Raw genomic sequence first — 26,194 nt, forward strand, 5'->3', positions numbered from 1 at the left:
GATGGCAAGCTCGACTCCTTCTGCCGCTACTACTCCGGCTTTCCCGATGCCCAAGGGGCACGGTGATTCCGCCTCGCTGCCGGGCGGAAGAGAGCCGACAGGGCTCTGACAGGCCTACTTCTTTGAACTGCCGTCGCTGGGTATTGCAGTGGTTTCGGCTGGGCCGGTGGAAGGTGTGTCAGCAGGAGTCCGTGAGGTGCCTGCGGTGGCGGTGGCTGTGGTCGCGGGGGCTGGTGGAGTCGGTGTTCCATTGGCGGCAGGTGTCACCGGAACGGGAGGTTCTGGTTTTTTGAACGGGTCTTCCCAGGTGTGCAGGACGTAGCCGGCACCGATGCCGCCGATGTCGCCGAGGAGTTCGAGGCATTTCTCACGCCATTTCACCAAGTCGGGGGCGCTGCGGGTCTTTTCGGCGGTGCCGGGGAAGACGAGGTAGGTGACTTTGAGGTCGCTTTCGGGGCGGATGTAGGGCGTGGCTTTCGGATTAATGGTCTTGGCCATGAGCAGGGAGGCCTCGCCCATTTTGAAGCTGGGGCCGTAGTCGCCGCAGATGGCGGGGTAGATGCGGCCTTCGTGAATGACGGCGGCGTAGTCGCCGATCTGCGGGGCGAACTTGTTCTGGTCGCCATAGCCTCGGAAGAGCAGGGAGATGACGATGAAGGGGTCTTTTTCGGCGATGAGGCTGCTGCGGCTCTTCAACTCGCCGATCTCGAGTTTGAGCTGGCTGATCATGGCGCTGAGCTCGCGATTGCGTGAGGCTGGAAGGCCTTTGATGGCGAATTCGTCCTGCGCCTTTTTCAAACGCTCCTCCCAGCGGGCGAGCAGGGGATTCGGGGTCTTGGTGGTTTTGGCCCAGGCATAGCTGGTGAAGGGCTGGTAGTAGTCGGAAAGGTAGATGTATTCATCGAGCGTGGGCATGCGGTCGCCGTCGGAACCGTCGGCGACGACATCCATCTCCGACTGAATCAGGAGGGTGCGGCGCTGGGTGGCGGGGTGGGTGAGCTCGAGGATGGTCTCGCAATCGTAGAAGTTGTGGCGGTCGAGGATGCGGTTGAGGCGTGTGAGGTCGTTCTGCACGCGGGTGGTCTTGTTCTCGTAGAGCTTGTGGTAGAAGCCGGAGACCTTCGCGGCAGGCAGCATGGCATCGAGTCCGGGAAGGATGGCGGGCAGGTGCTTGTTGATGCGTGAGAGCTCCACCATCGTCTGGTTGGCCTTCGGGACGCGGATGCTGAGCTGGAACTCGGCCTTGTAAGCTTCGGGATCGAGGCGTTCGAGGCTGGCAAAGCTGCCCTGCTCGGTGAGCAGGTTGGTTTTGACCGTGATGCCGTTGAAGAGTGTGGCGACGTCGATGTCCTTGCGCGGGATATATTTGTCCGGCAGCGGCGGCTGGACCTCGCGGATGACCTCCTTGGTCACTTCTTTGACGACGGGGACTTCTTTGATGACATCGCGCAGAACGTCACGCGTGATGATGCGCTCCTTGCCGGCGAGGACGCTCTCGATCGCCTTTTTGATCCGCCCGGCGAACGGGGTGAAGGGCAGGACCAGGGCGCTGACGAGCACCAGGATGAAGGCCATGCGCATGAAGGAGCTGAAGCAGCCGCGTTTGCGCCTTGGCTGCCATTGCGAGGGCTGCTCTTCGTTCTGCGGATGACTGGCTGGGGGATGAGGGACGGAAGACATGCGCGATTGCGAATCTAACGGTTTTCACCGGGTTGGCGAGCGCATCATCCTTCCTCCAGCCGGCCTTCCTTGAGAATGAGACGGCGGTCGCCTCGCTTCGCGAGCGTCTGGTCGTGGGTGACGACGACGAGGGTCTTTTTCGCCTCATCGACGACCTGCATGAGCATGTCGATGACACCGGATCCGGTGCTGGCGTCGAGATTGCCCGTGGGTTCGTCGGCATAGATGATGCCGGGGTTGTTGATGAGGGCGCGGGCGATGGCGACGCGTTGCTGCTCGCCGCCCGAGAGTTCGGTGGGCAGGTGATGGAGGCGTTCGCTGAGGCCGACCTTGTCCAGCAGCTCGCGGGCGCGTGCCTCGGCTTTCTTTCCGCCGATCATGGCTGGCAGGACGACGTTTTCGAGGGCGGTGAGTTCCGGCAGCAGGAAATAGTGCTGAAAGACGAAGCCCATGACCTGGTTCCGAGTGCGGGCGCGTTCGGCGGCAGCGGCGTTGTAGAGCGAGCGGCCGTGAACGAGGACATCGCCCGAGGTGGGTTGTTCCAGGCCGCCGAGAACATAAAGCAGCGTGGTTTTGCCCGCGCCCGACTGGCCGCAGAGGAAGACTTTTTCACCGGCGGCCACCTGGAGATTCACGCCGCGAAGCACCGGCAGTTCATGCCCGGCGAGGTGGTAGGTGCGGTGCACATCGTGTGCGGCGAGTGGGGCGGCTTCCTGGCTCATGCAAAGGGTGCGCCCATGCTCCGCAGATGCCACGCGGCGTCAAGACGTGATGCCTGCGAGCCGGCGCTGGCGGACGGACTCATACATCACGATTCCTGCCGCCGTGGCGAGATTGAGGCTGCGGGTGCCGTGCATCGGAATGCGCAGGCATCTGGCGGGATCGATGACCGAAGGCGGAATGCTGCGTGTCTCCGGGCCGAACACGAGGCAAACCTCGTCCGCGGCCAGACTGGCGTCCCAGTAATCGGTTTCACCGTGGCATTCGATGAAGTGGCAGTTCGCGGCAGGAATGTGAGCACAGGCTTCCTCCCAGGAATCCCAGACGCGCACATCCACCTCCTGCCAGTAGTCGAGTCCGGCACGTTTGAGATGTTTGTCGTCGAGACTGAAGCCCAGCGGCTTGATCAAATGCAGCCGTGCACCCGTGGCGAGACAGAGGCGTCCGATGGCACCGGTGTTGTGCGGGATCTCTGGCTGGAACAGGACGACATGCAGCATGCGGCCTCAGTTCTTGAAGACGAAAAACTTCCGGCAGATGAAGTTCACCATGACGGAACTCACCTGGTTGAACAACTGCGCCAGCAGGGTGGAGATGCCATACACGTGGATGAGATAGGGCCCGGCCAGCAAGCCGACAAAGAACGAGATGCTGCTGATCGTGGTGAAAAGCAGGAACTCCGCCACCTTTCCGTGCCGTCCCGGGGTGAAGACCCATTTGGAGTTCGTGTAGTAAGCGAAGAGATTGCCAAAGAAGAAGGCGATGGTGTTGTTGTACGCGCTGTGCAGCGCACGCACGTCCTGCGGGATGCTGTTGTCGATGGCCTTCCACACCCAGAGAGAAAGTGCCAGCCAGATGATCTGGCTGAAGAAGAAGGCACCAAATCCGCAGATGACATATTTCATGAACTGGATCAGCGGGTGGGTGTCCCGCCGGTTCATGCGCTCCAGGATGGTGCGCCAGTCGTTTTCTTGGAAGAAGCGTCGAGTCTCGGTCAGGCTGATCATGTGGCAGAAACTAACCCGCAAAACAAAAAGCCTGTCCAACGAAGAGTTCGTTGGACAGGCTCGAAGACGCAAAAAGGCTGCGATCAATTATAGTGGTAGTTGCCGTAGCGGTCGTAGTAGCCCTGTTGCTGCGTCGGGTGCCAGCGGCCGTTGCGGTCGTAGTAACCCTGTTGCTGGCGTGCGTTCTGCTGGTCGCGGGCGTTGCCGATGGCGTTGCCACCGAGGGCACCGAGACCGGCGCCGATGGCGGCACCTTCGAGGCCGCGGCCGCTCTGGTTGCCGATGATGCCACCGACGGCAGCGCCGCCGAGAGCGCCGATGACGGCACCGGTTTGAGCATTAGGTCCTGTGGCGCAGGAAACCAGCGACACGGCAGTGATGAGTGTGAGGACGGTTTGTTTCATGATGAGATGAGGTGAGAGGCTGAAAATACGTGGTCGCGAAACGATCAACGATAGCCCTGGCGACGGTCCTGGGAGTTGCCGATGGCGTTGCCGCCAATGGCACCGAGAGCACCGCCGATGGCGGCGCCTTCGAGACCACGGCCGCTCTGGCTGCCGATGATTCCGCCGACGGCAGCGCCGCCGAGGCCGCCGATGACCGCGCCACGCTGGGCGTTGGGCCCGGTGGCGCATGAGGAGATCGAAACGATCGCGAGGAGGGAGAGGAATGTGTGTTTCATGGGATTCAAAAGCGGTCTGCTTTGTCGCAGATTACGTCCTGTTTGTTCATTAAGGAAAGAAAATTCATGCCCTGTCTCGGGCGGAATCTCTATATCTCAGGGAAAACCGACGTCTGTCTCCGCGTCCCGGCGTCAGTCACGCTGTGCGCAGGGTTTCTTCATTTGACGGGAATTCTGCCTGCGGTTACAGCGCTGTTCCCTCCTTCATCCCCCTATGCAAGTGCGTTCCTTCCTTCGCCTCCTCACCGCCGTCTGCTTCATCGGCTCCGCTGCCGCGCCGGCCCTGGCCGAGCCGCTGCCGCTCGACCATCCCTGCGGCGATCTCGTCAAAAAGTATCTCACTGCCGTGGTGATGCAGGACTGGAAGACCGCCTCGAAGATGCTGGTGGCGAACTCGCTGGAGCGTCGCCAGCGTGAGACGGTGCAGATCATCAAATCCGCCCCCACCATGTCGGATGAGGAGACCATGCTCGCCGGTTACAACGTCAAAGGTGTGGGCGAACTCGAAAAGATGAGCCCGCAGGAGTTCTACCAGGTGGATCGTGAGGCCTGGCACAAGAAGCTGAAGCTTTCCCCCGAGGCGACGAAGCGGAAGCAGGAGACGCTCAAGATCACCGTGCTCGGACTCGTGCAGGAGAAGGACAAGGGCTTCGTGCATGCCACCGTCCGCACCTCGCAGGAGACGCTGACTGACCGGATCGAGGAGCTCTTTCTCATCTCCTTCGTGCCCGATCCCGCTGATCCGAAGAACTACCTCATCTCGCCCGAGATGAAGGACCGGCCGGTCATCACGCCGCTCGACGGTTCCGCTCCGAAGGAGAAGTGACGTCAAAGCTGCCGCCGCAGGCTCTCCAGCAGCACTTTTCCCAGTTCGCTGCGTGGGATGCGGTCCACGTGGCGGATTTCATCGACAGTCTCGAAAGGCCTCAACGTTGCGTTGAGGCCTTTTTGCAGCCGCCCGGCCTCTGCATCGTCCATCGCACTGACCACCAGCACGAGACGGGCTTCTTTGCGGGCGTCCGGCACATCGCAGATCACGGCTTCTCCCGAGGGAAGGTCGAGTTCCAGCCTCAAGGCCTCAAGTCGCTCCTGAATCGGCCCCAAGGACACGAGTTCACCCAGGATCTTGATCGTGTTGGCCTCACGTCCGACAAAACGGAGAAACGGTTGCCCGCCTTCATGCCACACGGAGACACGATCCCGTGTGCGCAGGCCGGTCGCTGGCGGAATGGGTTCCCAGCGCCACGTCTCGCCTTCATGGATGGCGTAGCCTTTTGCCAGGGCCTCTCCACGCACCGTGAGAGTGCCTTCCGCGTCCGTTCGCAGCGTCCAGATGGGAAGCACCTCCAGTTCTCCACGATCTTTTGTCTGCGTCGCCACTTGGGAGGCGGTTTCCGTCATTCCATACGTCCGCCGCACCGGCCAGCCGAGTTGCAACGCAGCCTCCTCCAGTTCTGCACTCATCGCTCCGCCGCCGACAAGGATGACGCGCAGCGTCTGTGGCGCTGCCAGCCGGGCTGAAACGAGATCAAAGACCTGCGTCGGAACCAGCGAGGCCACAGTTGCGCCTGATTCCTCGCAGAGAGTCGCGAATGCGGCAGCGGACCATTTGCCTTCGAGGCGTGTGACTTGGCTGCCGCTCAAATCCGCCCGGGCGAGCACACCAAAACCGCCAACATGGTGTGTGGGCAGCGCCAGCAGCCAGTGATCACGTCCGGTGATGCCAAAGTGTGCGTTCACGGCTCCGGCGGAGACGCGCAGGGCTTCCTTCGTCAGCCCCACCCACTTGCGTTTGCCTTCGGAGCCGCTGGTCTGGAAGAAACAGCAGTCCCTCACGCGCAACTCGTTCCTGGCAAAGTCAGCCAGCGATTGGCCCTCCACGCTGCGTTCCGGCTCGGCGATCCACACGCTGCCGTCGGTCCAGAACTCGTTGGATGGCATCAAAGACGTCGCCATGGCAATGCCTCCAGAACTTCGCCGAATCCGAGGCCTCCACCGCTGCGATCCGCCTCTAGGAATCCGCCAGGGGAGCGCACGCGCTCAAAGAACTCGTCCTTCTCAAACAAATGCTCCGTGCAGAGGCCGCAGAAGTCCACCGGCTGGCCTTCAGCCATGGCGACTGCGGCTTCGTAAGCCGCGAACATCTGCCCCAACGCATGATCCATGGCGGAAGTGAGAACGAGCGGCTGCTGCGGATGCTTCTCCGCCACGATGCGCCAGTCACGTCGGGCTGGCTTCACCACGACGGCATCAAAACCGTGCGTTCCTGACTTCCAGCCCTTGTCGAGCGCCAGTCGCACGCCCCAGCGCTGCCGGATGGCTTCCCAAGCCTCCGCATCGTATGGAAACGGGTCCTCCACGAAGTCGAGGGCGCGATAAACTCGCAGCGGCATGAACTCGATGAACTTCTCAAAGGTCAGGCGGTCGAGCACGCCGTTGAAATCCACGCGCAGACGAACGTTTTGCGCCTCAAAACGCTTTGCGCAGCCTTCCAGGAAGCGGATCGTCTCGCCATGGTTGGCAAAGCCCTTCGCTTTGATCGCGGGCCAGCTTTCCTCCATCACGCGCTGCATCTGTGGCTCCGTGTCCGTGGCGAAACTCCAGGAGTAGTGGCTGCGCGGGATCTCCAGGCCGTCGAACAGGCTCACACCGGCCCGACGTGCGGCACCATCGATCTCCGCGCAGCGCAGGGCCATTTCGGTCACAGGCGTGGTGATGCCTTCCGCCAGCAGCCGAAGCTGTTCCGCCACAGGAGCATCGCCAAACTCCGGCCAGGGATGGATGCAGCCGAAGCCGTCGTTCACACGGATCAAGGCTCCTGCAAAAAATCGCCGCTGCGACACTGCGTTCAGCGCCACGCCGCTGCGCAGCAGGTATTCATAAACGTGGATCGGCGTCGTGATTTCCATGCTCAAGGCATTACGTCCTTCGCTTTGATGATGGCCCAGGACATCAGCGCGGAGAAAGCGATCAATTGCGCTCCGCTCATCGCCAGCAGGCGGTTGTGGCCCCGGCTGGGCGGTTCGGCGATCACACGCCAGGCGACAAACAGTCCGATGGGCAAAGTCGCCAGCGGCAGGGTGAAGGCACGCTCCCAACCTTGCTGAAACCAGTAAAAACCAGCCGCGTGGGCTGCGAGAATGAGCAAAACGATCTCTGCGCGGGCGAAACCGATGCCGAGGCGCACAGCGAGGGTTCGTTTGCCCGTCTGCCGGTCCTCTTCGACGTCACGGAGGTTATTGATGGCGATCAAGACGGTGCTGAGGCAGCCGATTTGAAATCCTGCCACCAGTGCTGCCTCATACCATTCGCCCGTTTGCACGAAGGCCGTGCCTGTCACCGCCACGAAGCCGAAGAACAAGATAACGAACAACTCGCCAAGTCCGCGATAGGCCAGCGGGACCGGCCCGCCGGTGTAGCCAAAGCAAAAGTAGAGCGAGGGAAGGCCGATGAACACGATCGGCAGGCCTCGGGCCTCAAACAGCGGCAGTGCGAGCAAGGTCGCCACGAGCAGCATCAGCCACGCGGCGTTCTTCACCGTGCCTGCAGCAGCCTGACCGGCGGCGGTGATGCGTCGCGGTCCGATCCGTGCGTGCGTGTCGGCTCCTTTGATCGAATCGAGCGCGTCATTGAAGAAGTTCGTCGCGATTTGAAGCGCCACGCAGCTCCCCAGGGTGCAAGCGGCCAGCACGAGATCGAAATGGCCGCAGATCTTCGCCCCCAAGGCACTGCCGACGACGACCGGCGCGATGGCGGCTCCAAGCGTTTTCGGGCGTGCGGCGGCGATCCAGTCGAACAGTGAAGCCATGAGGAGAAATGACGAGGTTGGCGATGCGGTGTCAGATGTTTTCGAACTTCCGCCAGTAAAGCACGGCGATGGGCACCATGGAGAGGCACTCCATGCCGGCTTTCGAGACCCCCTCCATCGATCCGGTGGCCTGGGCGCCGAGAATGAACGAGATGGCGATCAGGATGGCGGATCCGAGGGTGAAAATGGCCCGTGGCGCGACGGTCAGGCGCACGGGACGTGTCTCCGCTGCCAGAAGGTCGATGAAACGTGCCACGGCGAGCACCAGGACGACGATCGAAAGCCAGCCGTTGTCATCGATGGGATTGGTGCCAAGCCAGTCGTAGCCGCCATGAACGGCCACCGCTGCGAGGAATGTGGCAATGAACTCATCGGCCCGCGCAAACCGTGTGCGCAGCATGTTGTAGAGGCTGTGGCCGCAGACGCCGGTCAGCGAGATGTGCAGGAAGTTTGCGGAGAGGAAGCGCGTCCACGCGATGCCACCGCCGTAGTCCTGGTAGTAGCCGATGTTTTCCGCCAGCGAGAAGCCCAGGCCGACAAACGCTCCGGAGAGCAGGGCGAGCCCGGGTTTGCGACGCCAAAGCAGCCAGGGCAGCAGGAAGGCAAACAGGGCCAGCTTGCAGCCCTCTTCCCGCAATCCCACACCGGCCAGATAATAGATGAGGTCATGGGGAAATGGAGCGTCGGCCGTCATGCCTTGAACAAACTCCTGATACGCGAGGACGCTCAGCGTCGGCCAGACGCTGCACACGCCGGCCACGATGGCGGGCATCGGGCGCACCCAGTGCCAGTGTTCGCGGTCGCTGTGCTGCACCAGGATCACATACCACAGGCCGGTCGCGAAAATCGCGAGCACGAGCATGCTGAAAGGCACCTCAGCCAGCCGATGATGAAGCAGGCCGCGCCATTGCATCCAAATGTCACCCAGCAAGGCGCCGGCGTGATGCTGAAGCAGCGGATGACAAGCCTCCACCCAGCCCGGTTGTGCGGCAATGAGGCGCAACTGCTCCAGATCCTTGAGCGTGACCGAGAGCCGCAAGGCCTCCTCGCGCGCGGCCTTCGCATCGGCAAAGTGAAGGCCTTCGGTATAAAACGACTGCATCGCCGCCGCAGTCTCCCCATGGCGCTTCTGCACGCTGCCGAGCAGTTCGTTGGCGAGAAACGCCGGCGGTTTGCCCTGCGCGGCCGCCGCCAACTGACGCATGGCATCAGCATCGGCCGCGAGGGCCGCCGCCAGAAAGGCACGGAAGAGGCCCGCAGGTGCGTCAGTGGTGGCGTGGCGGTCGATCAGCACACGGACGTCGTGACCATCCAGCAATCCTGTGGACTCATATTCCGCGTATTCGTTTCCGACGTCATCGTTCCCAATCAGTGCGAGCGCACGTCGCAACCAGGTGGCGAGTTCCCGTGGCTGGGGCTCGCTGGTGTGCCGGAGGTTTTGATACTCGACGCGGACCTGGTTCCGGGCCGGATTCATGGCGAAGGCCACCGAGTACAGGTTCGGCTGACGCGTGGAGCTGACGATCGCGCTCGCGATGATCATGCCCAGTGCGATGATGCCAAGGGCCGTGCGCAGCAGGAAGCGCCGGTCGCGCGTCAGGTAGTGCGTGCGGGCACGCCAGCCGTGGAAAAGGGAACGTCCGTCACTCATGCGGCGGGTCAGTCCTCCGTGCGTTTCCACCAGTCGGTGGATTTTTCCCAGGGTGCGCGGGATTCCGGCTCCTCGGAGGCCGTGGCGGCATGTTTTTCGCGTTCCTTCTCATCTTCCAGTTCCATCAGCAGCCGCACGTGCGGCTCCGGCTTCGTGCTGCGCCGCCAGATGACCCACGCCCAGGTCACAAAGGCCCCCAGCAGGAAGAACAGCGTGGCCATGGTGAAGATGACGAACCAGTCGGAGGCTTCGGCCCACTCACGCGGCACTTTGGCCGTGCCGCCCTCGGGCCTGGGGAAAAAGGCAAGAAGCGCGTTCATGGCGGGGCAGGGGATCAATCTCCGTCAAAGACAAGGCGCATGGGGATCATCTTGGAGAACTGGAAGCCGTGCTTCTGGAAGAACGACTGTGATTCGGCGCTGATGCGGTCCGTCAGCAGCGTGATGCGGCGGAAACGCTTCTCACGGGCGAACTCGATGGCGTGTTCGAGCAGACGGCCGCCGTAGCCCAGTCTCCGGTGCTGCGGATGCACGATGACATCCTCCATGAGCACCACGAGACCGCCTTCCGCGGTGCTGATGGTGAACAGCAGATTGATCATGCCAATGACCTTGTGATCCGTGCGCAGCACGAAGATGCGGCCGCGGTTCGGCTGCTCCAGGATGAGGCGCAGGCCGTGTTCCTGCTTCGTCTTGTCGGGCCGGAAGTCCTCCTCCTCGCTGAACAGGGCGACGAGCAGCTCCACGAGCTGCGGGAGGTCTTCGATGGTGGCCGGCTCGATGCGCGGTTCGTTGTCGGTGGCGGACATGCGGGCGCAGGATAACGGGCGCACGGGCAAAGGCAATGCATTCGAGCAGGAGCCCGGATTCGCATTCGAACAAAGCCTCGGACGATGTTTTTTCCTGCGCAGGGCGTTCAACCGCGTCTCGCGGGTTGTGTTTGTGCAATCGACCTCCATAATCGTGCCCGAACCGCCGCATGAGCCTGCTGAACAAGCCCGCCAAATTCTTTGCCAAAAAGCAGTCGTCCGCCGGCGGCGGGCATGAAACGGCGCAACAGCCCTGGTGGTCGCCGGAGCGCTGGGCGCAATGGCTCAACGGCGAGCCGGCCATGTCCGCCGCCGCAGCGGCCACGGCGAACACGATGCTGCCGGTGTTGATCGAGGTCTTCGCCGCGTTCAGCAAGCTGGACGGGAACATCGAGGAGGAGGAAGTCGAATCCAGCCTGGGCTATCTGCGCTACGACTATCCCGAGGCGATTTATGCCGACATGCGCCGGCTTTACTTCGAGGCGCTCCAGCAGCCGCAGGATCTGTCGCAACGCGCGAAGGAACTCGGCCAGAAACTCACCCAGGAGCAGAAGGTGCTGCTCGGCGTGCAGCTTTACCTGCTCATCTCCCGCGCCCAGCAGAATCAGCGGCAGATGGTGGAGTTCTACCTCTTCATGACGAATCTGGGCATCGCCGCCCAGGCCATCGACATCGTCTATCAGCTCAACGCGGGCGACAAACCGCCGGAGGAAGGGTTTTCGACCAAGGGCGGCCAGCCGCTCGAAACGCTGCGCATCGGCTCCTCCAAGAATTGCGATGTGCTGCTGCGTTCGCTGTCGGGCGATTGCTCGGTCGTCGCCTTCCGCTTTGAGAACCTGGTGCTGCTCAAGAACACCGGCAGCATTTCGATTCTCGTGCGCAGCCGCCGTCAGCCGCCCGGGGAATTCTCCCGGCTGTATCCGGGGGAGCGTGTGGTGTTGGAGGATGTCACGCTCGACTACAACGACCTGCTTTCCTACTTCAACGCCAAGAAGACGCTCTCCGGCACGCAGATTTATCTCACTCTGACGGAGAACGGCAGTGCGGAGATCGCTCCGCAGCGCACACGGGGCACGAATCTGCGGCTCAGCTTTGGCCTTGGCGTCACCGTGGAGGCGCTGCGCACCACGCAGGCCACGCTGAACGGCGTCTTGCTCAGCAGCGGCACGATTGTCGAGGCCAGCATCGAGGATAGCATCATCGCCCATGGTGAAGTGGAGATCGCCTTGCGTGATCTGCGTGTCCGTGCGCAGGAGTTCGGCGGCCAGTTCCGTCTGGAAGGCAGCCGGAACACCTACCTCGTCTCCAACAAGCCGGAATTGCTCGAAGAAGGGGACATCCTGCTCTCCGAGGAGACGGATGGTGAGATCCTGCTGCGCATCGAGTGCAACTACGCGCAGAAAACCGGCGTGCTGGAGGTGCTGCGCTCTTCGCGACCACTTTACATCGGTGTCATTCCGGTGCGTGACCGCATCTCCCTGAACGACGGGGACACGATCACGCTCGGAGAAGGGCAGTATCTGCGCTGCCACTTTGCCGACCGCATCATCGAGGAGGAGCGCAACACCATCCGCCAGATCGAGGTGCGTGAGCTGAGCCATCGATTCGACGGTCGCGACACCGCGCAGGACGGCGTGAGCTTCATCGCCCGCCGTGGTGAGATGATCTGCGTCATGGGACCCAGCGGCTGCGGCAAAAGCACGTTGCTGCGCATTCTCGGCGGCCAGTTGAAGCCACGCGGCGGGGAGATGCTGATGAACGGCCTCGCGCTGTATGAGAACCTGCACAACCTCACGCCCTACATCGCCTACATCCCGCAGGAGGATGCCTTTGATCCGCTCCTGAAGGTGCAGGAGAACCTGGATTTCTCCGTGGCGGTGCGTTGTCCGCATCTGAAGACCGAGGACCGCCGTAAGCGGGTGGATGCAAAGCTCGCCGAACTCGGCCTGGCCGACCTGCGCAACCGTCTGGCGGGCACGCCTCAGCAGAAATTCCTCAGCGGTGGCGAACGCAAGCGTCTGAACGCCGGACTCGACATGATCGGCATCTCCGATGTGTATCTGTTCGACGAGCCGACCTCCGGACTGTCATCCAAGGACAGCGAGCATGTGCTGGAGATCATCCGCAGCCTGGCGCGCAACAAGATCGTCATCACCTCGATCCACCAGCCGAGTTCGAAGCTGCTGCAGATGTTCGACAAGGCCCTGCTGCTCGACAAAGGCGGCAAGATGGCCTACTTCGGCACGCCGCAGGGCATGATCGAGTACTTCTGGCAGGTGTACAACACCGAGACCGGCCACGCGGGTGATGCGAACGCCAAGCCGCCGGAAAACCTGACGCCAGACTTTGTTTTCGACGTGCTGGAGACGCCGCTGCGCGACATCAGCGGTGACATCATCCAGGAGCGCAGTGCTGACGGCCATCTGGTGGCCGCGCGGCGTTTCCCGCCGAATTTCTGGCGGGACTCCTACCAGCGGCATCTCATCATGGAGAGCATGGCGAAGCAGAAGCTCGCTCCTGGAAGCACCAGCCTCATCGCCAAACCCAAGGCGGACGGCAGCCAGAGCGCCAGCCGAATGCGCAACACGCCGAAGCCGCCGAAGCACACGTTTCGCGAGGAGAGCATCCTGTTCGCCACCTTGTTGAAACGGGCCTTCCTCAGCAAGCTGCGCAATCGCACCAACCTGCTCACGACGCTGCTTGAGGCGCCGTTGCTGGCCTGGCTGATCTCCAGCGTGCTGAAGTACTCCGAGGAGTCTCACTACACCTTCGCCACGGCCTTCCACATCCCGACATATCTCTTCATGAGTCTCGTTGTGGCCATGTTCCTGGGGCTGACGAACAGCGCGGACGAGATCATTCGTGACCGGCACACGCTGAGCCGGGAGCGCAATCACAACCTGCGCACGTTCTATTACCTGAGCGGGAAGATCATCTCCCTCTCCACCTTCGCTCTTGTGCAGTGCGTGATCTACCTCATGATCGGGAACTGGATCCTGGAGATCCGGGACATGTTCATGATCCATCTCTGGTGGATGTTCCTGACCTCGCTCACCGGCGTCTGCCTGGGGCTGTTCATCTCCAGCATCGTCAGCGACAACCGCACCGCGGTGAATGCCATTCCGCTCATCCTGATTCCGCAGATCATCCTGGGCGGGGCCTTGATCAAATACGAGGAGATGAACAAGAACCTCGACCTGGTCTATTCCGTCGGCCGCTGGCTGAAAAAAGCCGGGAGCGACGAGGAGACCGCCAGCAAGCTCAAGGTGCCCTTCATCTGCCAGTTCATGCCCCTGCGCTGGTCGTATGAGGGCGTCATCATCGCCCAGTCAAAGCTCAATCCGCTCACACGGAACCAGGATTTCCTCGACGAACGCATCCAGTCGCTGCTCCCGCCTTCGGGCAGCGAGATGACTGATCAGCAACGGCATGAGCTGGAGCTGACGAAGCAGTCCCTGGCGGTCGTTTCCGGCCTCTACGCCGAGAATCCGCGGGAAGTGTCGAAACGCCTCGGTTCCATCCGCGATGCGGTGCTCAGCGGCCAGATGGAGTCTCCCATGCTCGACCGCCTGCTGCAGGAGAATGACGGCGTGAGCGCCGAGGAGGTCTATGTGAACCGCAAGGTGCTGGATCTCGTGACCAAGGCGGAGATGGAGCGTGAGGACTACCGCCGCAAGGCCAGCCCGAATGTGTTTTTCGGCACCCGGAAGACTTACCTGGGGACCAAGTACAACACGCTCTGGATCAACAGCATCGTCATCCTGTTCACCATCGGCCTGCTCATCACCGCGCTGGAGATCAGCCTGCGCCGGCAGCTCACGAAGGTGTGAGGACGGGTGCCGCTCTCACTGGCCGATCTTGTTCAGCGCCTCGGCGACGTTGTCCACCGTGAGGATTTCCGGCAGCACGTGCGGCTTCTCTCCGGGGATGTACAGCACGTTCACGGGCACCGCACCGCGTCCGAGTGCCGTGAAGGCCTTCTTGATCGCCTCGTCCTCATTGGTGTAGTCGGCTTTCACAGTGACCACGCCGTGCTTTTTGAAGAGTTCTTGAAGCTTGGCATCGGGATAGACGCGCTTGTTCACCTGGCAGGTCCAGCACCACTTCGCCGTGAAGTCGATGTACACGGGCTTTCCGGCGGCGATGAGTTCCGCGACTTTCGCCTCAGACCAGGGCTCCCACAGCAGGCCGTTTTCAAACTTGGCTCCGTGAGCCGAGGATGACGTCTGCTTGTCCACGTGCGGCCAGCCGAGATACAAGCCGCTGACGATCGCTATCAGGGCCAGGATCACCGAGATCGTGCGAGTCCGGGCGGGTTTGTGCGGCAGCGACCAGCGGCCGTAGATCCAGCAGCCCAGCGCCACGAGAACGAGGCCGAGCATCAGAATCAGCAGCGGCAGGCCTTCGATCATGCCGGTGAGCACCCACAGCATGAACGCCACCGTGCCGAACAGCAGGAAGGACATGCCCTGCTTGAAACTTTCCATCCACGCTCCAGGGCGGGGCAGCACGGAAACGAGCTTCGGAAAGGCCGACAGCAGCAGGAACGGGCTGGCGAGTCCGAGGCCGATCAGCGTGAACAGCAGCATGGCCTGCGGAGCCGGCAGTTTCACCGCAAAACCCAGCGCCGTGCCAAGAAACGGCGCCGAACAAGGCGTGGAGACGAGTGTGGCCAGCAAACCGGAGAAGAAAGACCCGCTGAAGCCGTGTTTGGCCTGAAGGTCCTGCCCGACGCCGACCGCTGATGCGCCGATCTCGAACACGCCCGCCATGTTCAGTCCGAAGATGAGGAAGAACGCGGCAAGGCCGAAATTGAAGCCGGCGGATTGCAATTGGAAGCCCCAGCCTTTGCCCAAGGCAACGACAAGGCCGCCAAGGGCCCAGAACGAGAGCAAAATGCCGAGGGTGTAGATCAAACCATGCATCACGACCTGCTTCCGATCCTCGCCAGCTTGCTTCACGATGCTGACGACCTTGATGCCGAGCACCGGAAACACGCAGGGCATGACATTCAGGATCAAACCGCCGATGAAGGCGGAGAACATGATGAAGAGGAAGGTCGGTGGCGCCTCGACGCTTACGGGCGTGGTGGTGTCGGTGGCGTTGGCCTTCGGCAGGGACGGCAGGGTGGCGAACACCGGGCTTAGTTCAGCGTCGATCACCGGCTGGGTCGCGATGTTGAGGGTGACCGCAGCCTCTTGCTTGAACGGCATGCAGCTTTTGTCATCGCAAACAAGTCCGTCGATCTTCGCCTTCACCTCTGCTTTCGCCCCGGCGGTGGCAGTGGCGGGCGGCGTGATCTGGGCCGGGATGTAAACCGTGCCCTCGTAGCCTTCGCTTGGCGTGCCATCCAGGGATTTGAACGGATGAACCGCCGGCCACGGTAACTCCTGGCTCGTCCAGCCGTCCGGCAGTTCCCAGGTCACCTTGGTCGGCTTGCCGATGATTTCAGGTGGCAGCACGTTGCCATAAGTATGAGCCCCGGGAACGTGCACCAGCTTCACTGCGGCACGAAACGGCGTGCCGGGAGCGGCTGCCGAGACTTCCGCGACGAGACTGGCGGTGACGTTTTGCTTCGGCTTGTCATCCAGTCCCGGCAGGTCGATGGACTGGCCTTGAGCGAAGGTGACGAGTAGGGCAAGCGTGGCGAGGAGGCGACGGGCGATCATGCAAAAGAGGTGAGTGGCGGGTATGAGAACGCGCCGTGCGGGTTATTCCCATCACGACGCGTTCGGGCAAAATTGAGTTTAACCTGCCGGCAGATCAAAGCGCCTTGTGGGAGCCATCGCAGAAGGGCGGGTTCTTCGTGTGCTTGCAGTTGCACAGCCAGACCTTCTTCGCCTCGGGCAGCGTGAACTTCTTCGGGCCAAGGCCGGTGCCTTTGTGGCTGCCGTCGCAGTTGGGCTGATGACCGCTCAGTCCGCAGGCGCACCACCAGTGGTCTCCAGCAGGCAGTTCGACGGCGACGGGTTGTTTTTCGTGAATTTTCGGGAGGGTTTCCATGATGTGGGTGAGTCCGCCAAGCTAACGACTCCCATGATGGCAAGGCAACGCTATTTTTGCGCCGTGTCGTGAAGCCCAGCTTTGACCATGGTCCGAACAGGCCGGGGCTGAGCGTTGCCAGGGCGGCCCGAATCACAAGTCCTCATGTTTTCGCCCTGTTCAAACCACAAGCCATGGCTATTCTCCGCGCCCCTATCCTTATGGACCCACTCATCGAACTCCTCCACAACAACTCCCGGCGCTCGCCTGCGGAGCTGGCTCGTCTCCTCGGCATCACAGAATCCGAAGTCGCCGCCCGCATCGCCGCCGCTGAGGCGGATGGGACGATTCTGGGCTACTCGGCGGTCGTGGACCGTCTGAAGGCGGGGCATCGTGGCGTCACGGCGCTGATCGAGGTGCGCATCACGCCGGAGCGCGATGGCGGCTTTGACCGACTCGCGAAACGCATCGCGAAGTTCGATCAGGTGCGTGAGTGCTTCCTGATGAGCGGCGGCTACGACCTCGCGGTGATCGTCGAGGGCAAGGATCTGCTCGATGTGGCGAATTTTGTCGCCGAAAAGCTCTCGACGCTCGGCGGTGTGCTCAGCACGGCCACGCGTTTCCAGCTCAAGGCCTATAAAGAAGGCGGTTTCCTGGTGAATCCGGGGGATGACGAGGAGCGCCTCCCCGTTGCTGCGTAATTTTTCGCGAGGACCAACCATCCCATGGATTACGACAGCAAACTCTGCACGCAGATCCGCGATCTGCCGCGCTCCGGCATTCGCGATTTCTTTGAACTCGTCATCGGCCGCACCGATGTCATCTCCCTCGGCGTCGGCGAGCCCGACAAACCGACCCCGTGGCCGATCCGCGAGGCGGTCATCCGCTCGCTCGAAAAAGGCCAGACGAGTTACACCTCGAATCTCGGCCTCGAAGCCCTGCGCGTCGCCATCAGCGATTACGTCACGAAGCAATTCCGCGTCACCTACGATCCGAAGACGGAGATCCTCGTCACCGTCGGCGTGTCCGAGGCGCTCGACATCGCCTTCCGCGCTGTTTTGAACCCCGGAGACGAAGTCATCTATCATGAGCCCTGCTACGTCAGCTACTCGCCGAGCATCAAAATGGCCTATGGCGTGCCCGTAGTCGTGCAGACGCGTGAAGAGAACGAATTCGCGCTCATGGCCGCCGATGTCGAAAAGGCCATCACGCCGAAGACGAAGGTCATCGCGATGAATTTCCCCACGAATCCGACCGGCGGCATCATGCCGCACGAGGAGCTGGAAAAGATCGCCGCGCTCGCCGTGAAGCACGACCTGCTCGTCTTCACCGACGAGATCTACAGCGAGCTGCTTTACGACGGCCGCACGCACAAGAGCATCGTCGAGTATCCCGGCATGCGTGAGCGCACCGTGCTGTTGCACGGCTTCAGCAAGGCCTTCGCCATGACTGGCTGGCGTCTCGGCTATGCCTGCGCCCCCGCGCCGCTTCGCGAGGCGATGATGAAGATCCATCAATACTGCATGCTCTGCGCCCCGATCATGAGCCAGATGGCCGGCATCGAGGCGCTCAAGATGGGTGCGTCCGCGTATGAGGACATGCGTCAAAGCTACGAGCAGCGCCGCAATCTCATCGTCAGCCGACTCAACGGCATGGGCCTGCATTGCTTCAACCCCGGCGGAGCCTTCTACGTCTTCCCGGACATCCGCAGCACCGGCCTCACGAGCAAAGAGTTCGCCATCCAGCTCCTGCAAAAGAAGAGCGTCGCCGTCGTCCCCGGCAGCGCCTTTAGCAGCGCCGGTGAAGGCTTCGTCCGCTGCTGCTACGCCACCGCCCCCGAGCTCATCGCCAAGGCGATGGACCTCATGGAGGAGTTTGTGAACGAGGTGCGGAAGTGAACTTTTAACCCAGATTGTCAAAACGGCTCTAGAGGCCAGCCTTCTTTAGCTCATTGTGGTCTGGAACATGAGTTTTAGGCTCAAATTTCTCAATTCGAAGTTCCGCCCCAGCTTTCTGTGGCGGCGTCAAGCTGAGTGCTAGCGATGCTATGTTTCTTCGAAGCTCTGCCTTCGACTTTCGGTGGATCCGATTGGTATCACAGGCCACGGAGTTGCTTCGGACAGAACATACCATTTATAGGCTTCCACGGCATCTTTGGAGACTCCTTTGCCTGCAGCGTAGCATTCGCCGACTTCAAGTTGTGCCATAGGGTCTCCCTGCTGCGCGGCCATGTAATACCAGCGGAATGACTCAGTTGCATCGGGGGGTGTCTTTCGACCAGTTGAGTAATACTCGCCAAGAGCTGTTTGGGAGGCAGGATCTCCGAGAAGAGCCGCTTTGTAGTGCCAGGGAAACGATCCGGACGAACCACGAGTCACACCTCGTCCTTTATCCAGGTGATGTGCAATGTAAAAATGTGCCTGTGCATGACCAAGAGCCGCCGCTTTTCGATACCAAAGGTTGGCTTCTTTGGGGCTGCCTCCGTTGATATCATGGAGGCGCCCAAGATTGAACATCGCATACACATGACCTCGTTCCGCAGCCTTGCGGTACCAATACTCTGCGAGAGAGGAATCCTTCTTGGGACTTTGCTCTGACTCATACAGCCTGCCCATCATGTATTGTGCGGTGAGGTGGTTCTGAGCAGCCGCCATTTGATACCACTTCCAAGCCTCATCGACATCCTGGGACCGGCCGAGACTGTGCCAAAAGACATGCCCGAGATTTGCCTGTGCCTAAGCATGGCCCTTTTCGGCCGCTTTACGCCACCAAGCCAGCGCTTGCGTACTGGCCTCCGCAGGGAGTTCCGCGAAACCTTGAAAAAAGCCTTTTTGGTAGTCATAGACCTGTCCGAGTTCGCCTTGGATGACCGCTCGTTGCCGGGCGACGTCCACCGGTAACGCGGCCCATTTGACTCCAAGCGGGATCGATGGCTGGACCCGCATGCTATCGTCACGCCTGATGGCTGGCTTTGACGCAGGGTCGGGCACCAACCTCCGCGCGTGCATGAGACCGACATTAAACTGTGCTTGAGTGTGGCCCTGTTCCGCGGCTTTGCTCCACCATTGGAAAGCCAGGGTGAGATTTTTTGTTGTTCCCTGTCCTGTGGCATAGAGGGATCCTGCTCTGAACTGCGCGTCAATGTTTCCAACCTCTGCGGCCGACAGAATTTTCTCCAAGAATGTTTTGTCTTGTGCAACAGCCTGTGGGCACACGGCCCAGAGCAGTGCAAGCATTCGGATGCCGTGGATGGTTCTCATGCGTGATGATTCATACGTTTAGGGCCTTGGCTTCAAGGAAGATGTTGTCGCAGAGTTCACCCGGTGAACGCCAAGGACATGCTCACGCCAGCCGGAACAGCTTCCTTGCGGTCTCGAGTTAGATTTTGCGCTCGACGGCCTTGCTTGGGGCGAGTTGGAGGATGCGGCGACGGTGGCGGCAAGCAGCAGCCAGAAGATCGTCGCTGCGGTGCGCTCGCCAGTGAAGCCTGGGTCGCCGTCAAGGGATCTCGGACCGTTAGAAACGCAGGCCTCACCCGTTTGGCGGAATGCGGCGGCTGCATTTGGCATGGCGGCGCTGGAACGGCGGAATGCGGCGGCTGCATTTGGCATGGCGGCGCTGGAGTGGCAGAATGCGGCGGCTGCATTTGGCATGGCGGCACTGGAACGGCGGAATGCGGCGGCTGCATTTGGCATGGCGGCGCTGGAATGGCGGAATGCAGCGGCTGCATTTGGCTTGGCGGCGCTGGATTGGCAGAATGTGGCGGCTGCATTCGGCATGGCGGCGCTGGAATGGCGGAATGCGGCGGCTGCATTTGGCATGGCGGCACTGGAACGGCGGAATGCGGCGGCTGCATTTGGCTTGGCGGGGCTGGAGTGGCACAATGCGGCGACTGCATTTGACATGGAGGCACTGGAAAGGCGGAATGCAGCGGCTGCATTTGGCACGGCGGCGCTGGATTGGCAGAATGTGGCGGCTGCATTCGGCATGGCGACGCTGGAAGGGCGGAATGCGACGACACCGCCGTTCTCGAACTTATGGATGCCTGGAAATCACCACGGTGGCAACGTGGCCCGGGCACCTCCGGAGCCAACACTTCATCGTTTTCTCAGGTCGCTTCCCAACTGCCAAACGGTTCATCAGGGGCTGTGCAGGCCTCACGCCAGCCGGAACAGCTTCTTCGAGTTCTCGAAGAGGATTTTGCGCTCGACGGCCTTGCTGGGGGCGAGTTTGCGGATGGCGGCGATGGTGGCGGCCCCCTGGCAGCCGGGGCCGCGGCCGAGGTGGTCGGCGCAGTCGCTGCCGTAGAGGATCTTGTCCTGGTGGCGCTGGAAGAAGGCGGTGGTGTGCTCCTCGTCGCGAGTGAGCGCCAGGAGGCCGCTGCCGGCGGACATGTCGGCAAACATGTTGGGGTAATCGGCGAGGTAGCGGTCGGTGAGGCCGCCGGGCGTCACTTTGCCCTTGGGGTAGTTGACCTTCTGGTCGTGATTCTTGTCGATGTTGCCCCAGAACGCCTGCGCGTGGCCGATGAAGTGGGTCTTCGGGAACTTCTCCAGCATGGTGTGCAGGCGGTCGTAGCCGAGGTTGTAAGTCTGGTGTTGGAAGTGCAGGAGAATCGGCACGTTGTAAGCCGCCGCGAGTTCATAGAGCTTCTGGCTGTGCGGGGAATCGCATTCCACCATGAACTTCTGCTCGCCAATCATGCAGGCACCTTGCTTGAGCCATTTTTCGAGCTCGGCGGGGGCGCTGTCGAGGTCGGTGACTTCGTTGCAAGCCCACAGGTAGGCGCCCGGCCGTGCCTGGGCGAAGTCGCGCGCCCAGGCGGTGCCGAGGCATTTGGCGGCGAGGCCATTGGAGCGGCCTTCGTGGGTGGAGGGCCGCTGCACCATCGTGCCTCCGGGCAGGATGATGGTGGTGGTGATGCCCATCGCCTTTTGATGCAGCAGGAGATGATCATCCTGACGCAGGTGGTAGTTCATGTGCTGGTGGATGTCGATGACCGGCTCGACAGCCTCCGTTTGCGCAAAACCACGAGAAGCGATGGCACCCAGTCCGGTGGCCAGAAAGTGACGGCGTGAAGTCATCCACGAATTACGCGGACACTGGGGGGATATTACGACGCTGTGGCCGGCTTAGCGGACGAGGCCGCGTGTGTCCGCGAACTTGGCGCCGTCGGACTTCATGCCGGATTGGGCAGCCCCGGTCAGATTGGCGGCGATGAGATCGGCATCGGTGAAGTCGGCGTTGGTCAGGTCCGCGCCTTCCAGGTTGGCGCCGGAAAGGTCCGCGCCACGGATGTTGGCGTGGCTGAGGTTGGCGTGACGCATGGACACGCCTCCGAGATCGGCTCCGCTCAGGTCTGCCCCGCTCAGATTCGCGCCATCGAGATTGGCTCCGCTGAAGTCCGCGCCGGACAAATTCGTGCCTGCGAGGTTCGCCTTGGTGAGCGTGGTGCCCACGAGCTGCGCCTTGGCGAGATTGAGGTCGTTGAGCATGGCTCCGGCCAGGTTCATTCCGGTTTCATCGATCTTGCGACCGCTTTTGCCGCCGCTTTCGAGCCATTGGGTGTGGGCGAGGAGTTCCTCGGTGGTGATGCTTGCCATGCGGGAAACAAAAACCCGGTTTACGAGGTCGTAAACCGGGTTTTCGAGATGTTTCAGCCGGCGGGCAGATTTGAAGCGTGTCAGATCAGGCCTTCACGGCGGCGACGATCTTCTGCGCGGCGTCGGTCAGATCGCTGGCGCTGGTGATCGCCAGTCCGCTGGCGGCGAGGGTGGCCTTGCCGGCCTCGACGTTGTTGCCTTCGAGTCGGACGACGAGGGGGATGTTCAGCGAGACTTCCTGCGCGGCGGCGATGATGCCGGTGGCGATGATGTTGCAATCCATGATGCCGCCGAAGATGTTCACCAGGATGCCTTTCACATTGGGGTCGCCCAGGATGATCTTGAAGGCCGCGGTGACCTGATCCTTCGTGGCACCGCCGCCGACATCGAGGAAGTTCGCCGGTTCGCCGCCGTGGAACTTGATGATGTCCATGGTGGACATGGCGAGGCCGGCACCGTTCACGAGGCAGGCGATGTTGCCGTCGAGGCCGATGTAGTTGAGGCCGAACTCGCTGGCGGCGACTTCACGCGGATCTTCCTCGGTCTTGTCACGCATCTCGGTCACTTCCTTCTGACGATAAAGGGCGTTGTCATCGAAATTGAACTTCGCATCGAGCGCCACGACCTGGTTGTCGGTGGTGATGGCCAGCGGGTTGATCTCGACGAGCGAGCAGTCGCTCTTGAGGTAGAGATTCCACAGGGCGGTGAAGAGCTTCACGGCCTGGTTCATGAGAGCGCCACGCAAACCGAGGGAGGCGGCGACCTTCCGGCACTGCCAGCCTTGCAGGCCGATGGTGGGGTGAATGAACTCCTTCGTGATCTTCTCAGGCGTCTTCTCGGCCACTTCCTCGATGTTCATGCCGCCTTCGGTGGAGGCGATGATGGCGTGTCCGCTGCTGCCACGGTCAAACAGGATGGCGAAGTAGTATTCCTTCGCGATGTCCACGGACTTCGCGATCAGCACCTTGCTCACGAGTTTGCCGTCCGGACCGGTCTGATGCGTGACGAGCGTCTGGCCGAGCATCTTTGCAGCGATGTCCTGGGCCTGCTCCGGGGTGTCCACGACGTGAACGCCGCCTTTGAAGCCGTTTTTGAAGGTGCCTTTGCCACGACCACCGGCATGAATCTGGGCTTTCACCACGAGGCCCGGGCCGCCGATGTCACGCGCTGCCTTGCCCGCTTCCTCCGCGGTGCTGGCGACGATGCCCTTGGGGCTGGCGACACCGAATTTTTCAAACAACTGCTTGGCCTGATACTCGTGGATGTTCATGGGGGGGAAGTGGGGAGCGCGATAGTAGAAGCGAGGCACGAAGCGTCAAGGCGCATTCCCCCAAGAATGCGGCGCTTGCCGTGCTGGATAGCCTGCGGCATAACGCGGGCATGCGAATCGATGTCGTCACGCTGTTTCCCGAACTGGTCTCGGTGCCCATGGGCCTGAGCATGATGGGACGTGCGCAGGACAAGGGCATCCTCGACCTGCGGGTGCATGATTTGCGCGAGCAGGGGCTGGGAAAGCACCGCCACGTGGACGACACGCCGTATGGAGGCGGGCAGGGGATGGTGATCCGCCCGGAGCCGGTGTTTGAGACGCTGGACCGCCTCGACACGCCCGAGGCGCGCATCATTTACCTGTCACCAGCGGGAAAACGGTTCGATCAGGCCATGGCGCACCGTCTGGCGGCGGAACCGCATCTGATCTTCCTCTCCGGCCATTACGAAGGCGTCGATCACCGCATCATCGAGCACTGGGTGGATGAGGAGGTCAGCCTGGGTGATTATGTGCTGACAAACGGCGCCATCGCCGCCGTGGTGATGATGGATGCGATCGTGCGCCTGCTGCCAGGTGTGCTGGGCGATGAGATGAGCGCGGTGGAGGAAAGCTTTGGCCCCAGCGGCCTGCTGGAGGCCCCGCAGTACACGAAACCGGCCGAGTATCGCGGCCTGAAGGTGCCTGAAGTGCTGTTGAACGGCAATCACGCCAAGATCGCCGAATGGCGTGCGCAACAGGCGCTGGAGCGGACGCGTTTGAACCGGCCCGACCTGCTGCGGGAATGAGATGCGGGTGGAGATGACATTTCGTTTGACGATGTCCCGCGCTTCACGCTAAATAGCGACCGCAACGCCCCCTGGGCGGACTGCATTTGGTGAGGTGGCTGAGTGGTCGAAAGCACATCTTTGCTAAAGATGCGTAGCCTTATCCGCTACCGAGGGTTCGAATCCCTCCCTCACCGCCAGTTTCTCTCGCCCCGACCGGGCTCACTGGCACGGTCTCAGCCACGAGCCCTTTGTGGTGACTGCTCACGATCCATGCGGCTGGAAGCGCCCGCGCAAAGAGTGCCTCAGGATCGTCTCGTGGCGTTTCGTCAGCTCGCTGGCCAGGGGACTATGCAGGCTCCGTCACTTCGTCGGCTTTGCTTTGAAGACGCTGTCGCCAACGACTTGAAGCAGTGCGACGCGGGTCATGTAGAAGACATCAGGATCGCCTTTGATCTGGCCGTAATAGAAGGCGGTCTCCGCGTTGGGCTGGGTCGGAGCGAACAGGATCTCGACCTCGCGGACGGGGCCGTCGGTGCGTCCGGCTTCGCCGAGGACGATCTGGATGGTGAGGAACGGGGTCTTCAATGCCTGGAGGGCATCGGTGCGGTCGGCCGCCCAGTCCTGCACGGTGAAACGGGCGAGGTTGCTGGCGAGTTGGTCGGCTTTCACACGGTCGATCTCCTCCGTCACATCACGGCCACCACGCTGGGCTTTCCATTGGGCGGTGACGGGATTGTAGTCGAGGACGACGGGCGAATTGGCACCGAAGGCGATGCTGATACGGCGGAGGGCAAAGGTGGTGAAGCGGAGAGCGCCGAGGCCCTTCCATTTGATGCCATCGGTCGGGATGGAGGGCAGCAGGGAGGCATCAATGCGGTAGATGAACGGCTCATTCTCGTATTTGGCGAAGAACTGCGTGCTTTCCGCATTGTGGCCAAACATCAGCTTCACCGGCTTTTCGCGCGCTGGCGTCCAGGTGACGGTCTGGAAGGGATCATCAAGGCCGAAAGGCGTGAGGTCCGCGGCGGTGTCGGCGGTGAACTGCAGGATCTCATGGGTGTTGAGGGCGTTGAGGCAGCGGGAGATGCGGTCGCCGTTGGCGGGATCCCATTTGCCGTGGCGGAGGAGATACCAGGAACCGCCTTGGTTGCGCAAATTGATCTCCGGATGGGTTTTGCTGGTGATGGTGATGAACTGGAGTCTCTCCCCATCGATTTGAGCCAGCAGGTGGTCGCGCAACGCGTTCGGGGTGACCCACAGACTGGACAAATTCTTGGCGGCAACGGTGAAGGCGGGCTTGCGATACGCGGCGGTGGCGGCAGTGACAGCTTGCTTGTCGTCAGCCGGCTTCTTCAGCGTGAACTCATAGGACTTGCCGCGAGTCTTGGATTCGATGGTCACCTTGAGTTCGTCCACGGCCACGGCAGGTGCCAGGGCCTCTTTGGATGTGCCGCCGTTCGCGCTCGCCGCAGGGTCTCGTGCCTCGGCGATTTCGATGTTCAGCAGTGTGGAGAGCAGTTCGGTGATGCGTTCCTTGCTGCCGCGTGTCTTCAGTGGTTTCTCCAGCATCCAGGGTGCGTGCTCGTTCTCGCGGGTGATGACGATCTGGCCTGAGGCCTGGGTCAAGGTGATGCCGGTGATGACTTCGGCGGGAAGGCGCAGCAGCTTGGGATCACGCCAGGAGGCGGCCGGGATCTGGAGGATGACCGGGGCGCTGCTCTTCGCCAGATACCAGGCGGTGCCGCCTTCCTTCGAGTTTGGAATGCCGATGTAAACGCTGTTTTCAATGACGGCGGGGGCGCCGAACCAGCACTCATAAAGCAATTCGTCGCCTGCGGACAGGCGCACTTTGTGACTCGGCCGGTCCAGGCCGGTTTTCTGCCACTCGCTGTCGTCAAACTCGTCGCGATGGATGCGTTCGATCCATTCGACATTGCCCATGGCGAGGATGAGCGCCGCGACTTTCTGGGGATCGGCCTGATCGCTCAGAGGCGACTCGATCTGCCACGCGTTGCCGTCGCGAACGAGGGTGAGCGGCGTGTTGTCCCCGCTGGCCACTTCGATGCGGGTGACCCGCTCCTTGGCGAAGTCATCCGGGCCACGTTTGATTTCCCGCAGCTCCTTGGCCGAAGGAAAATAACGTTCGATGCCGAGAATCATGGCACCCAGCGCGGCGACCAGCAGGAACAGAAAAAGGGTGGTGCGGATGTTCATGC

25 protein-coding genes, 1 tRNA gene and 1 pseudogene are annotated in these 26,194 nt (G+C 61.6%); 6 read left to right on the plus strand and 21 right to left on the minus strand.

Annotated elements, in window-relative coordinates; translation table 11 throughout:
* Positions 1–114: 114 nt before the first annotated feature.
* The 6 genes from IAE77_RS03380 to IAE77_RS03405 form a co-directional block, all read right to left on the minus strand.
* Entirely contained in the window at positions 115–1,680 is a 1,566-nt protein-coding gene (locus IAE77_RS03380; protein WP_294221816.1) for a glycoside hydrolase family 75 protein, read from the minus strand.
* 44 nt (positions 1,681–1,724) lie between these two features.
* Complete coding sequence (locus IAE77_RS03385) at positions 1,725–2,402, minus strand: ABC transporter ATP-binding protein (RefSeq protein ID WP_294221819.1); 678 nt, start codon at positions 2,400–2,402, stop codon at positions 1,725–1,727.
* A gap of 39 nt (positions 2,403–2,441) precedes the next feature.
* A complete protein-coding gene (locus IAE77_RS03390; RefSeq protein WP_294221822.1) occupies positions 2,442–2,900 on the minus strand; it encodes a tRNA (cytidine(34)-2'-O)-methyltransferase in 459 nt (152 codons plus the stop codon).
* A 6-nt stretch (positions 2,901–2,906) separates the two neighbouring features.
* Positions 2,907–3,407: a GtrA family protein gene (locus tag IAE77_RS03395; protein WP_294221825.1), complete on the minus strand. Its 501-nt coding sequence runs from the start codon at positions 3,405–3,407 to the stop codon at positions 2,907–2,909.
* Between the two features lie 83 nt (positions 3,408–3,490).
* The gene (locus tag IAE77_RS03400; RefSeq protein ID WP_294221827.1) at positions 3,491–3,811 is read right to left on the minus strand and encodes a glycine zipper domain-containing protein; all 321 of its coding nucleotides are present in this window, start codon (positions 3,809–3,811) and stop codon (positions 3,491–3,493) included.
* 44 nt (positions 3,812–3,855) lie between these two features.
* A complete protein-coding gene (locus IAE77_RS03405) occupies positions 3,856–4,089 on the minus strand; it encodes a glycine zipper domain-containing protein (RefSeq protein WP_294221830.1) in 234 nt (77 codons plus the stop codon).
* 220 nt (positions 4,090–4,309) lie between these two features.
* Here IAE77_RS03405 and IAE77_RS03410 point away from each other — a divergent pair, with 220 nt between their 5' ends.
* A complete protein-coding gene (locus IAE77_RS03410; protein ID WP_294221833.1) occupies positions 4,310–4,915 on the plus strand; it encodes a hypothetical protein in 606 nt (201 codons plus the stop codon).
* Positions 4,916–4,917: 2 nt separating this feature from the next.
* On the opposite strand, the gene IAE77_RS03415 is transcribed toward IAE77_RS03410, so the two are convergent.
* Genes IAE77_RS03415 through IAE77_RS03440 form a run of 6 tightly spaced genes read right to left on the minus strand, consistent with a single transcriptional unit; the run spans position 4,918 to position 10,356 of the window.
* Positions 4,918–6,045, minus strand: coding sequence for an AMP-binding protein (locus IAE77_RS03415; protein ID WP_294221836.1), 1,128 nt, complete (start codon positions 6,043–6,045; stop codon positions 4,918–4,920).
* Complete coding sequence (locus IAE77_RS03420; RefSeq protein ID WP_294221838.1) at positions 6,030–7,004, minus strand: hypothetical protein; 975 nt, start codon at positions 7,002–7,004, stop codon at positions 6,030–6,032. The genes IAE77_RS03415 and IAE77_RS03420 overlap by 16 nt, the downstream gene beginning before the upstream one ends.
* Positions 7,001–7,897, minus strand: a complete 897-nt coding sequence (gene menA, locus IAE77_RS03425; protein WP_294221841.1) for a 1,4-dihydroxy-2-naphthoate octaprenyltransferase — start codon at positions 7,895–7,897, stop codon at positions 7,001–7,003. The genes IAE77_RS03420 and menA overlap by 4 nt, the downstream gene beginning before the upstream one ends.
* A gap of 31 nt (positions 7,898–7,928) precedes the next feature.
* Positions 7,929–9,548 carry a PrsW family glutamic-type intramembrane protease gene (locus IAE77_RS03430; protein ID WP_294221844.1) on the minus strand — a complete coding sequence of 540 codons (1,620 nt, stop codon included), beginning with the start codon at positions 9,546–9,548 and terminating at the stop codon, positions 7,929–7,931.
* 8 nt (positions 9,549–9,556) lie between these two features.
* A complete protein-coding gene (locus IAE77_RS03435; protein WP_294221847.1) occupies positions 9,557–9,868 on the minus strand; it encodes a hypothetical protein in 312 nt (103 codons plus the stop codon).
* A 14-nt stretch (positions 9,869–9,882) separates the two neighbouring features.
* Complete coding sequence (locus IAE77_RS03440) at positions 9,883–10,356, minus strand: GNAT family N-acetyltransferase (RefSeq protein ID WP_294221850.1); 474 nt, start codon at positions 10,354–10,356, stop codon at positions 9,883–9,885.
* Positions 10,357–10,526: 170 nt separating this feature from the next.
* Between IAE77_RS03440 and IAE77_RS03445 the strand changes: the two genes are divergently transcribed.
* On the plus strand, positions 10,527–14,186 hold the full coding sequence (locus tag IAE77_RS03445; protein WP_294221853.1) for an ATP-binding cassette domain-containing protein: 3,660 nt from the start codon (positions 10,527–10,529) through the stop codon (positions 14,184–14,186).
* A gap of 15 nt (positions 14,187–14,201) precedes the next feature.
* On the opposite strand, the gene IAE77_RS03450 is transcribed toward IAE77_RS03445, so the two are convergent.
* On the minus strand, positions 14,202–16,025 hold the full coding sequence (locus IAE77_RS03450) for a thioredoxin family protein (RefSeq protein ID WP_294221855.1): 1,824 nt from the start codon (positions 16,023–16,025) through the stop codon (positions 14,202–14,204).
* Positions 16,026–16,119: 94 nt separating this feature from the next.
* Positions 16,120–16,359 carry a CDGSH iron-sulfur domain-containing protein gene (locus tag IAE77_RS03455; RefSeq protein ID WP_294221857.1) on the minus strand — a complete coding sequence of 80 codons (240 nt, stop codon included), beginning with the start codon at positions 16,357–16,359 and terminating at the stop codon, positions 16,120–16,122.
* Between the two features lie 200 nt (positions 16,360–16,559).
* Here IAE77_RS03455 and IAE77_RS03460 point away from each other — a divergent pair, with 200 nt between their 5' ends.
* Together IAE77_RS03460 and IAE77_RS03465 are read left to right on the plus strand one after the other, a co-directional pair.
* A complete protein-coding gene (locus tag IAE77_RS03460; RefSeq protein WP_294221859.1) occupies positions 16,560–17,039 on the plus strand; it encodes an Lrp/AsnC family transcriptional regulator in 480 nt (159 codons plus the stop codon).
* 24 nt (positions 17,040–17,063) lie between these two features.
* Positions 17,064–18,236: an aminotransferase class I/II-fold pyridoxal phosphate-dependent enzyme gene (locus tag IAE77_RS03465; protein ID WP_294221863.1), complete on the plus strand. Its 1,173-nt coding sequence runs from the start codon at positions 17,064–17,066 to the stop codon at positions 18,234–18,236.
* Between the two features lie 147 nt (positions 18,237–18,383).
* Here IAE77_RS03465 and IAE77_RS03470 read toward each other — a convergent pair whose 3' ends face one another.
* The 6 genes and pseudogenes from IAE77_RS03470 to sucC form a co-directional block, all read right to left on the minus strand.
* Positions 18,384–18,992, minus strand: a complete 609-nt coding sequence (locus tag IAE77_RS03470) for a tetratricopeptide repeat protein (RefSeq protein WP_345780958.1) — start codon at positions 18,990–18,992, stop codon at positions 18,384–18,386.
* Positions 18,984–19,061, minus strand: a pseudogene (locus tag IAE77_RS03475) (SEL1-like repeat protein); the annotation flags it as partial. The gene IAE77_RS03470 and the pseudogene IAE77_RS03475, both read right to left, overlap by 9 nt.
* A 12-nt stretch (positions 19,062–19,073) precedes the next feature.
* Complete coding sequence (locus IAE77_RS03480) at positions 19,074–19,598, minus strand: tetratricopeptide repeat protein (RefSeq protein WP_294221866.1); 525 nt, start codon at positions 19,596–19,598, stop codon at positions 19,074–19,076.
* Between the two features lie 897 nt (positions 19,599–20,495).
* The gene (locus IAE77_RS03485) at positions 20,496–21,422 is read right to left on the minus strand and encodes an amidohydrolase family protein (RefSeq protein WP_294221869.1); all 927 of its coding nucleotides are present in this window, start codon (positions 21,420–21,422) and stop codon (positions 20,496–20,498) included.
* A 48-nt stretch (positions 21,423–21,470) separates the two neighbouring features.
* Positions 21,471–21,941 (minus strand): pentapeptide repeat-containing protein, encoded by a 471-nt coding sequence (locus IAE77_RS03490; protein ID WP_294221872.1) that lies wholly within the window; start codon positions 21,939–21,941, stop codon positions 21,471–21,473.
* An 85-nt stretch (positions 21,942–22,026) separates the two neighbouring features.
* Entirely contained in the window at positions 22,027–23,211 is a 1,185-nt protein-coding gene (sucC, locus tag IAE77_RS03495) for an ADP-forming succinate--CoA ligase subunit beta (RefSeq protein ID WP_294221875.1), read from the minus strand.
* Positions 23,212–23,321: 110 nt separating this feature from the next.
* Here sucC and trmD point away from each other — a divergent pair, with 110 nt between their 5' ends.
* Together trmD and IAE77_RS03505 are read left to right on the plus strand one after the other, a co-directional pair.
* Positions 23,322–23,996, plus strand: coding sequence for a tRNA (guanosine(37)-N1)-methyltransferase TrmD (gene trmD, locus IAE77_RS03500; RefSeq protein WP_294221878.1), 675 nt, complete (start codon positions 23,322–23,324; stop codon positions 23,994–23,996).
* 88 nt (positions 23,997–24,084) lie between these two features.
* Positions 24,085–24,175 (plus strand) — tRNA-Ser (locus IAE77_RS03505).
* Between the two features lie 163 nt (positions 24,176–24,338).
* Here the strand turns inward: IAE77_RS03505 and IAE77_RS03510 are convergent.
* Positions 24,339–26,192 (minus strand): DUF4340 domain-containing protein, encoded by a 1,854-nt coding sequence (locus IAE77_RS03510; protein WP_294221883.1) that lies wholly within the window; start codon positions 26,190–26,192, stop codon positions 24,339–24,341.
* Between the last annotated feature and the right edge of the window lie 2 nt (positions 26,193–26,194).

Source organism: Prosthecobacter sp., from assembly GCF_014879935.1.
GTDB lineage: Bacteria > Verrucomicrobiota > Verrucomicrobiia > Verrucomicrobiales > Verrucomicrobiaceae > Prosthecobacter.

What these genes read in the sequence shown, in the direction of transcription:
- sucC (WP_294221875.1), bottom strand. Translation starts at nt 23,211, where the DNA reads ATGAACATCCACGAGTATCAGGCCAAGCAGTTGTTTGAAAAATTCGGT.
- IAE77_RS03385 (WP_294221819.1), bottom strand. Translation starts at nt 2,402, where the DNA reads ATGAGCCAGGAAGCCGCCCCACTCGCCGCACACGATGTGCACCGCACC.
- IAE77_RS03415 (WP_294221836.1), bottom strand. Translation starts at nt 6,045, where the DNA reads ATGGCGACGTCTTTGATGCCATCCAACGAGTTCTGGACCGACGGCAGC.
- IAE77_RS03445 (WP_294221853.1), top strand. Translation starts at nt 10,527, where the DNA reads ATGAGCCTGCTGAACAAGCCCGCCAAATTCTTTGCCAAAAAGCAGTCG.
- IAE77_RS03470 (WP_345780958.1), bottom strand. Translation starts at nt 18,992, where the DNA reads ATGGCGGCTGCTCAGAACCACCTCACCGCACAATACATGATGGGCAGG.
- IAE77_RS03455 (WP_294221857.1), bottom strand. Translation starts at nt 16,359, where the DNA reads ATGGAAACCCTCCCGAAAATTCACGAAAAACAACCCGTCGCCGTCGAA.
- IAE77_RS03490 (WP_294221872.1), bottom strand. Translation starts at nt 21,941, where the DNA reads ATGGCAAGCATCACCACCGAGGAACTCCTCGCCCACACCCAATGGCTC.
- IAE77_RS03465 (WP_294221863.1), top strand. Translation starts at nt 17,064, where the DNA reads ATGGATTACGACAGCAAACTCTGCACGCAGATCCGCGATCTGCCGCGC.
- IAE77_RS03395 (WP_294221825.1), bottom strand. Translation starts at nt 3,407, where the DNA reads ATGATCAGCCTGACCGAGACTCGACGCTTCTTCCAAGAAAACGACTGG.
- IAE77_RS03460 (WP_294221859.1), top strand. Translation starts at nt 16,560, where the DNA reads ATGGACCCACTCATCGAACTCCTCCACAACAACTCCCGGCGCTCGCCT.
- IAE77_RS03405 (WP_294221830.1), bottom strand. Translation starts at nt 4,089, where the DNA reads ATGAAACACACATTCCTCTCCCTCCTCGCGATCGTTTCGATCTCCTCA.
- trmD (WP_294221878.1), top strand. Translation starts at nt 23,322, where the DNA reads ATGCGAATCGATGTCGTCACGCTGTTTCCCGAACTGGTCTCGGTGCCC.
- IAE77_RS03435 (WP_294221847.1), bottom strand. Translation starts at nt 9,868, where the DNA reads ATGAACGCGCTTCTTGCCTTTTTCCCCAGGCCCGAGGGCGGCACGGCC.
- IAE77_RS03485 (WP_294221869.1), bottom strand. Translation starts at nt 21,422, where the DNA reads ATGACTTCACGCCGTCACTTTCTGGCCACCGGACTGGGTGCCATCGCT.
- IAE77_RS03400 (WP_294221827.1), bottom strand. Translation starts at nt 3,811, where the DNA reads ATGAAACAAACCGTCCTCACACTCATCACTGCCGTGTCGCTGGTTTCC.
- IAE77_RS03480 (WP_294221866.1), bottom strand. Translation starts at nt 19,598, where the DNA reads ATGAGAACCATCCACGGCATCCGAATGCTTGCACTGCTCTGGGCCGTG.
- IAE77_RS03390 (WP_294221822.1), bottom strand. Translation starts at nt 2,900, where the DNA reads ATGCTGCATGTCGTCCTGTTCCAGCCAGAGATCCCGCACAACACCGGT.
- menA (WP_294221841.1), bottom strand. Translation starts at nt 7,897, where the DNA reads ATGGCTTCACTGTTCGACTGGATCGCCGCCGCACGCCCGAAAACGCTT.
- IAE77_RS03450 (WP_294221855.1), bottom strand. Translation starts at nt 16,025, where the DNA reads ATGATCGCCCGTCGCCTCCTCGCCACGCTTGCCCTACTCGTCACCTTC.
- IAE77_RS03380 (WP_294221816.1), bottom strand. Translation starts at nt 1,680, where the DNA reads ATGTCTTCCGTCCCTCATCCCCCAGCCAGTCATCCGCAGAACGAAGAG.
- IAE77_RS03430 (WP_294221844.1), bottom strand. Translation starts at nt 9,548, where the DNA reads ATGAGTGACGGACGTTCCCTTTTCCACGGCTGGCGTGCCCGCACGCAC.
- IAE77_RS03510 (WP_294221883.1), bottom strand. Translation starts at nt 26,192, where the DNA reads ATGAACATCCGCACCACCCTTTTTCTGTTCCTGCTGGTCGCCGCGCTG.
- IAE77_RS03440 (WP_294221850.1), bottom strand. Translation starts at nt 10,356, where the DNA reads ATGTCCGCCACCGACAACGAACCGCGCATCGAGCCGGCCACCATCGAA.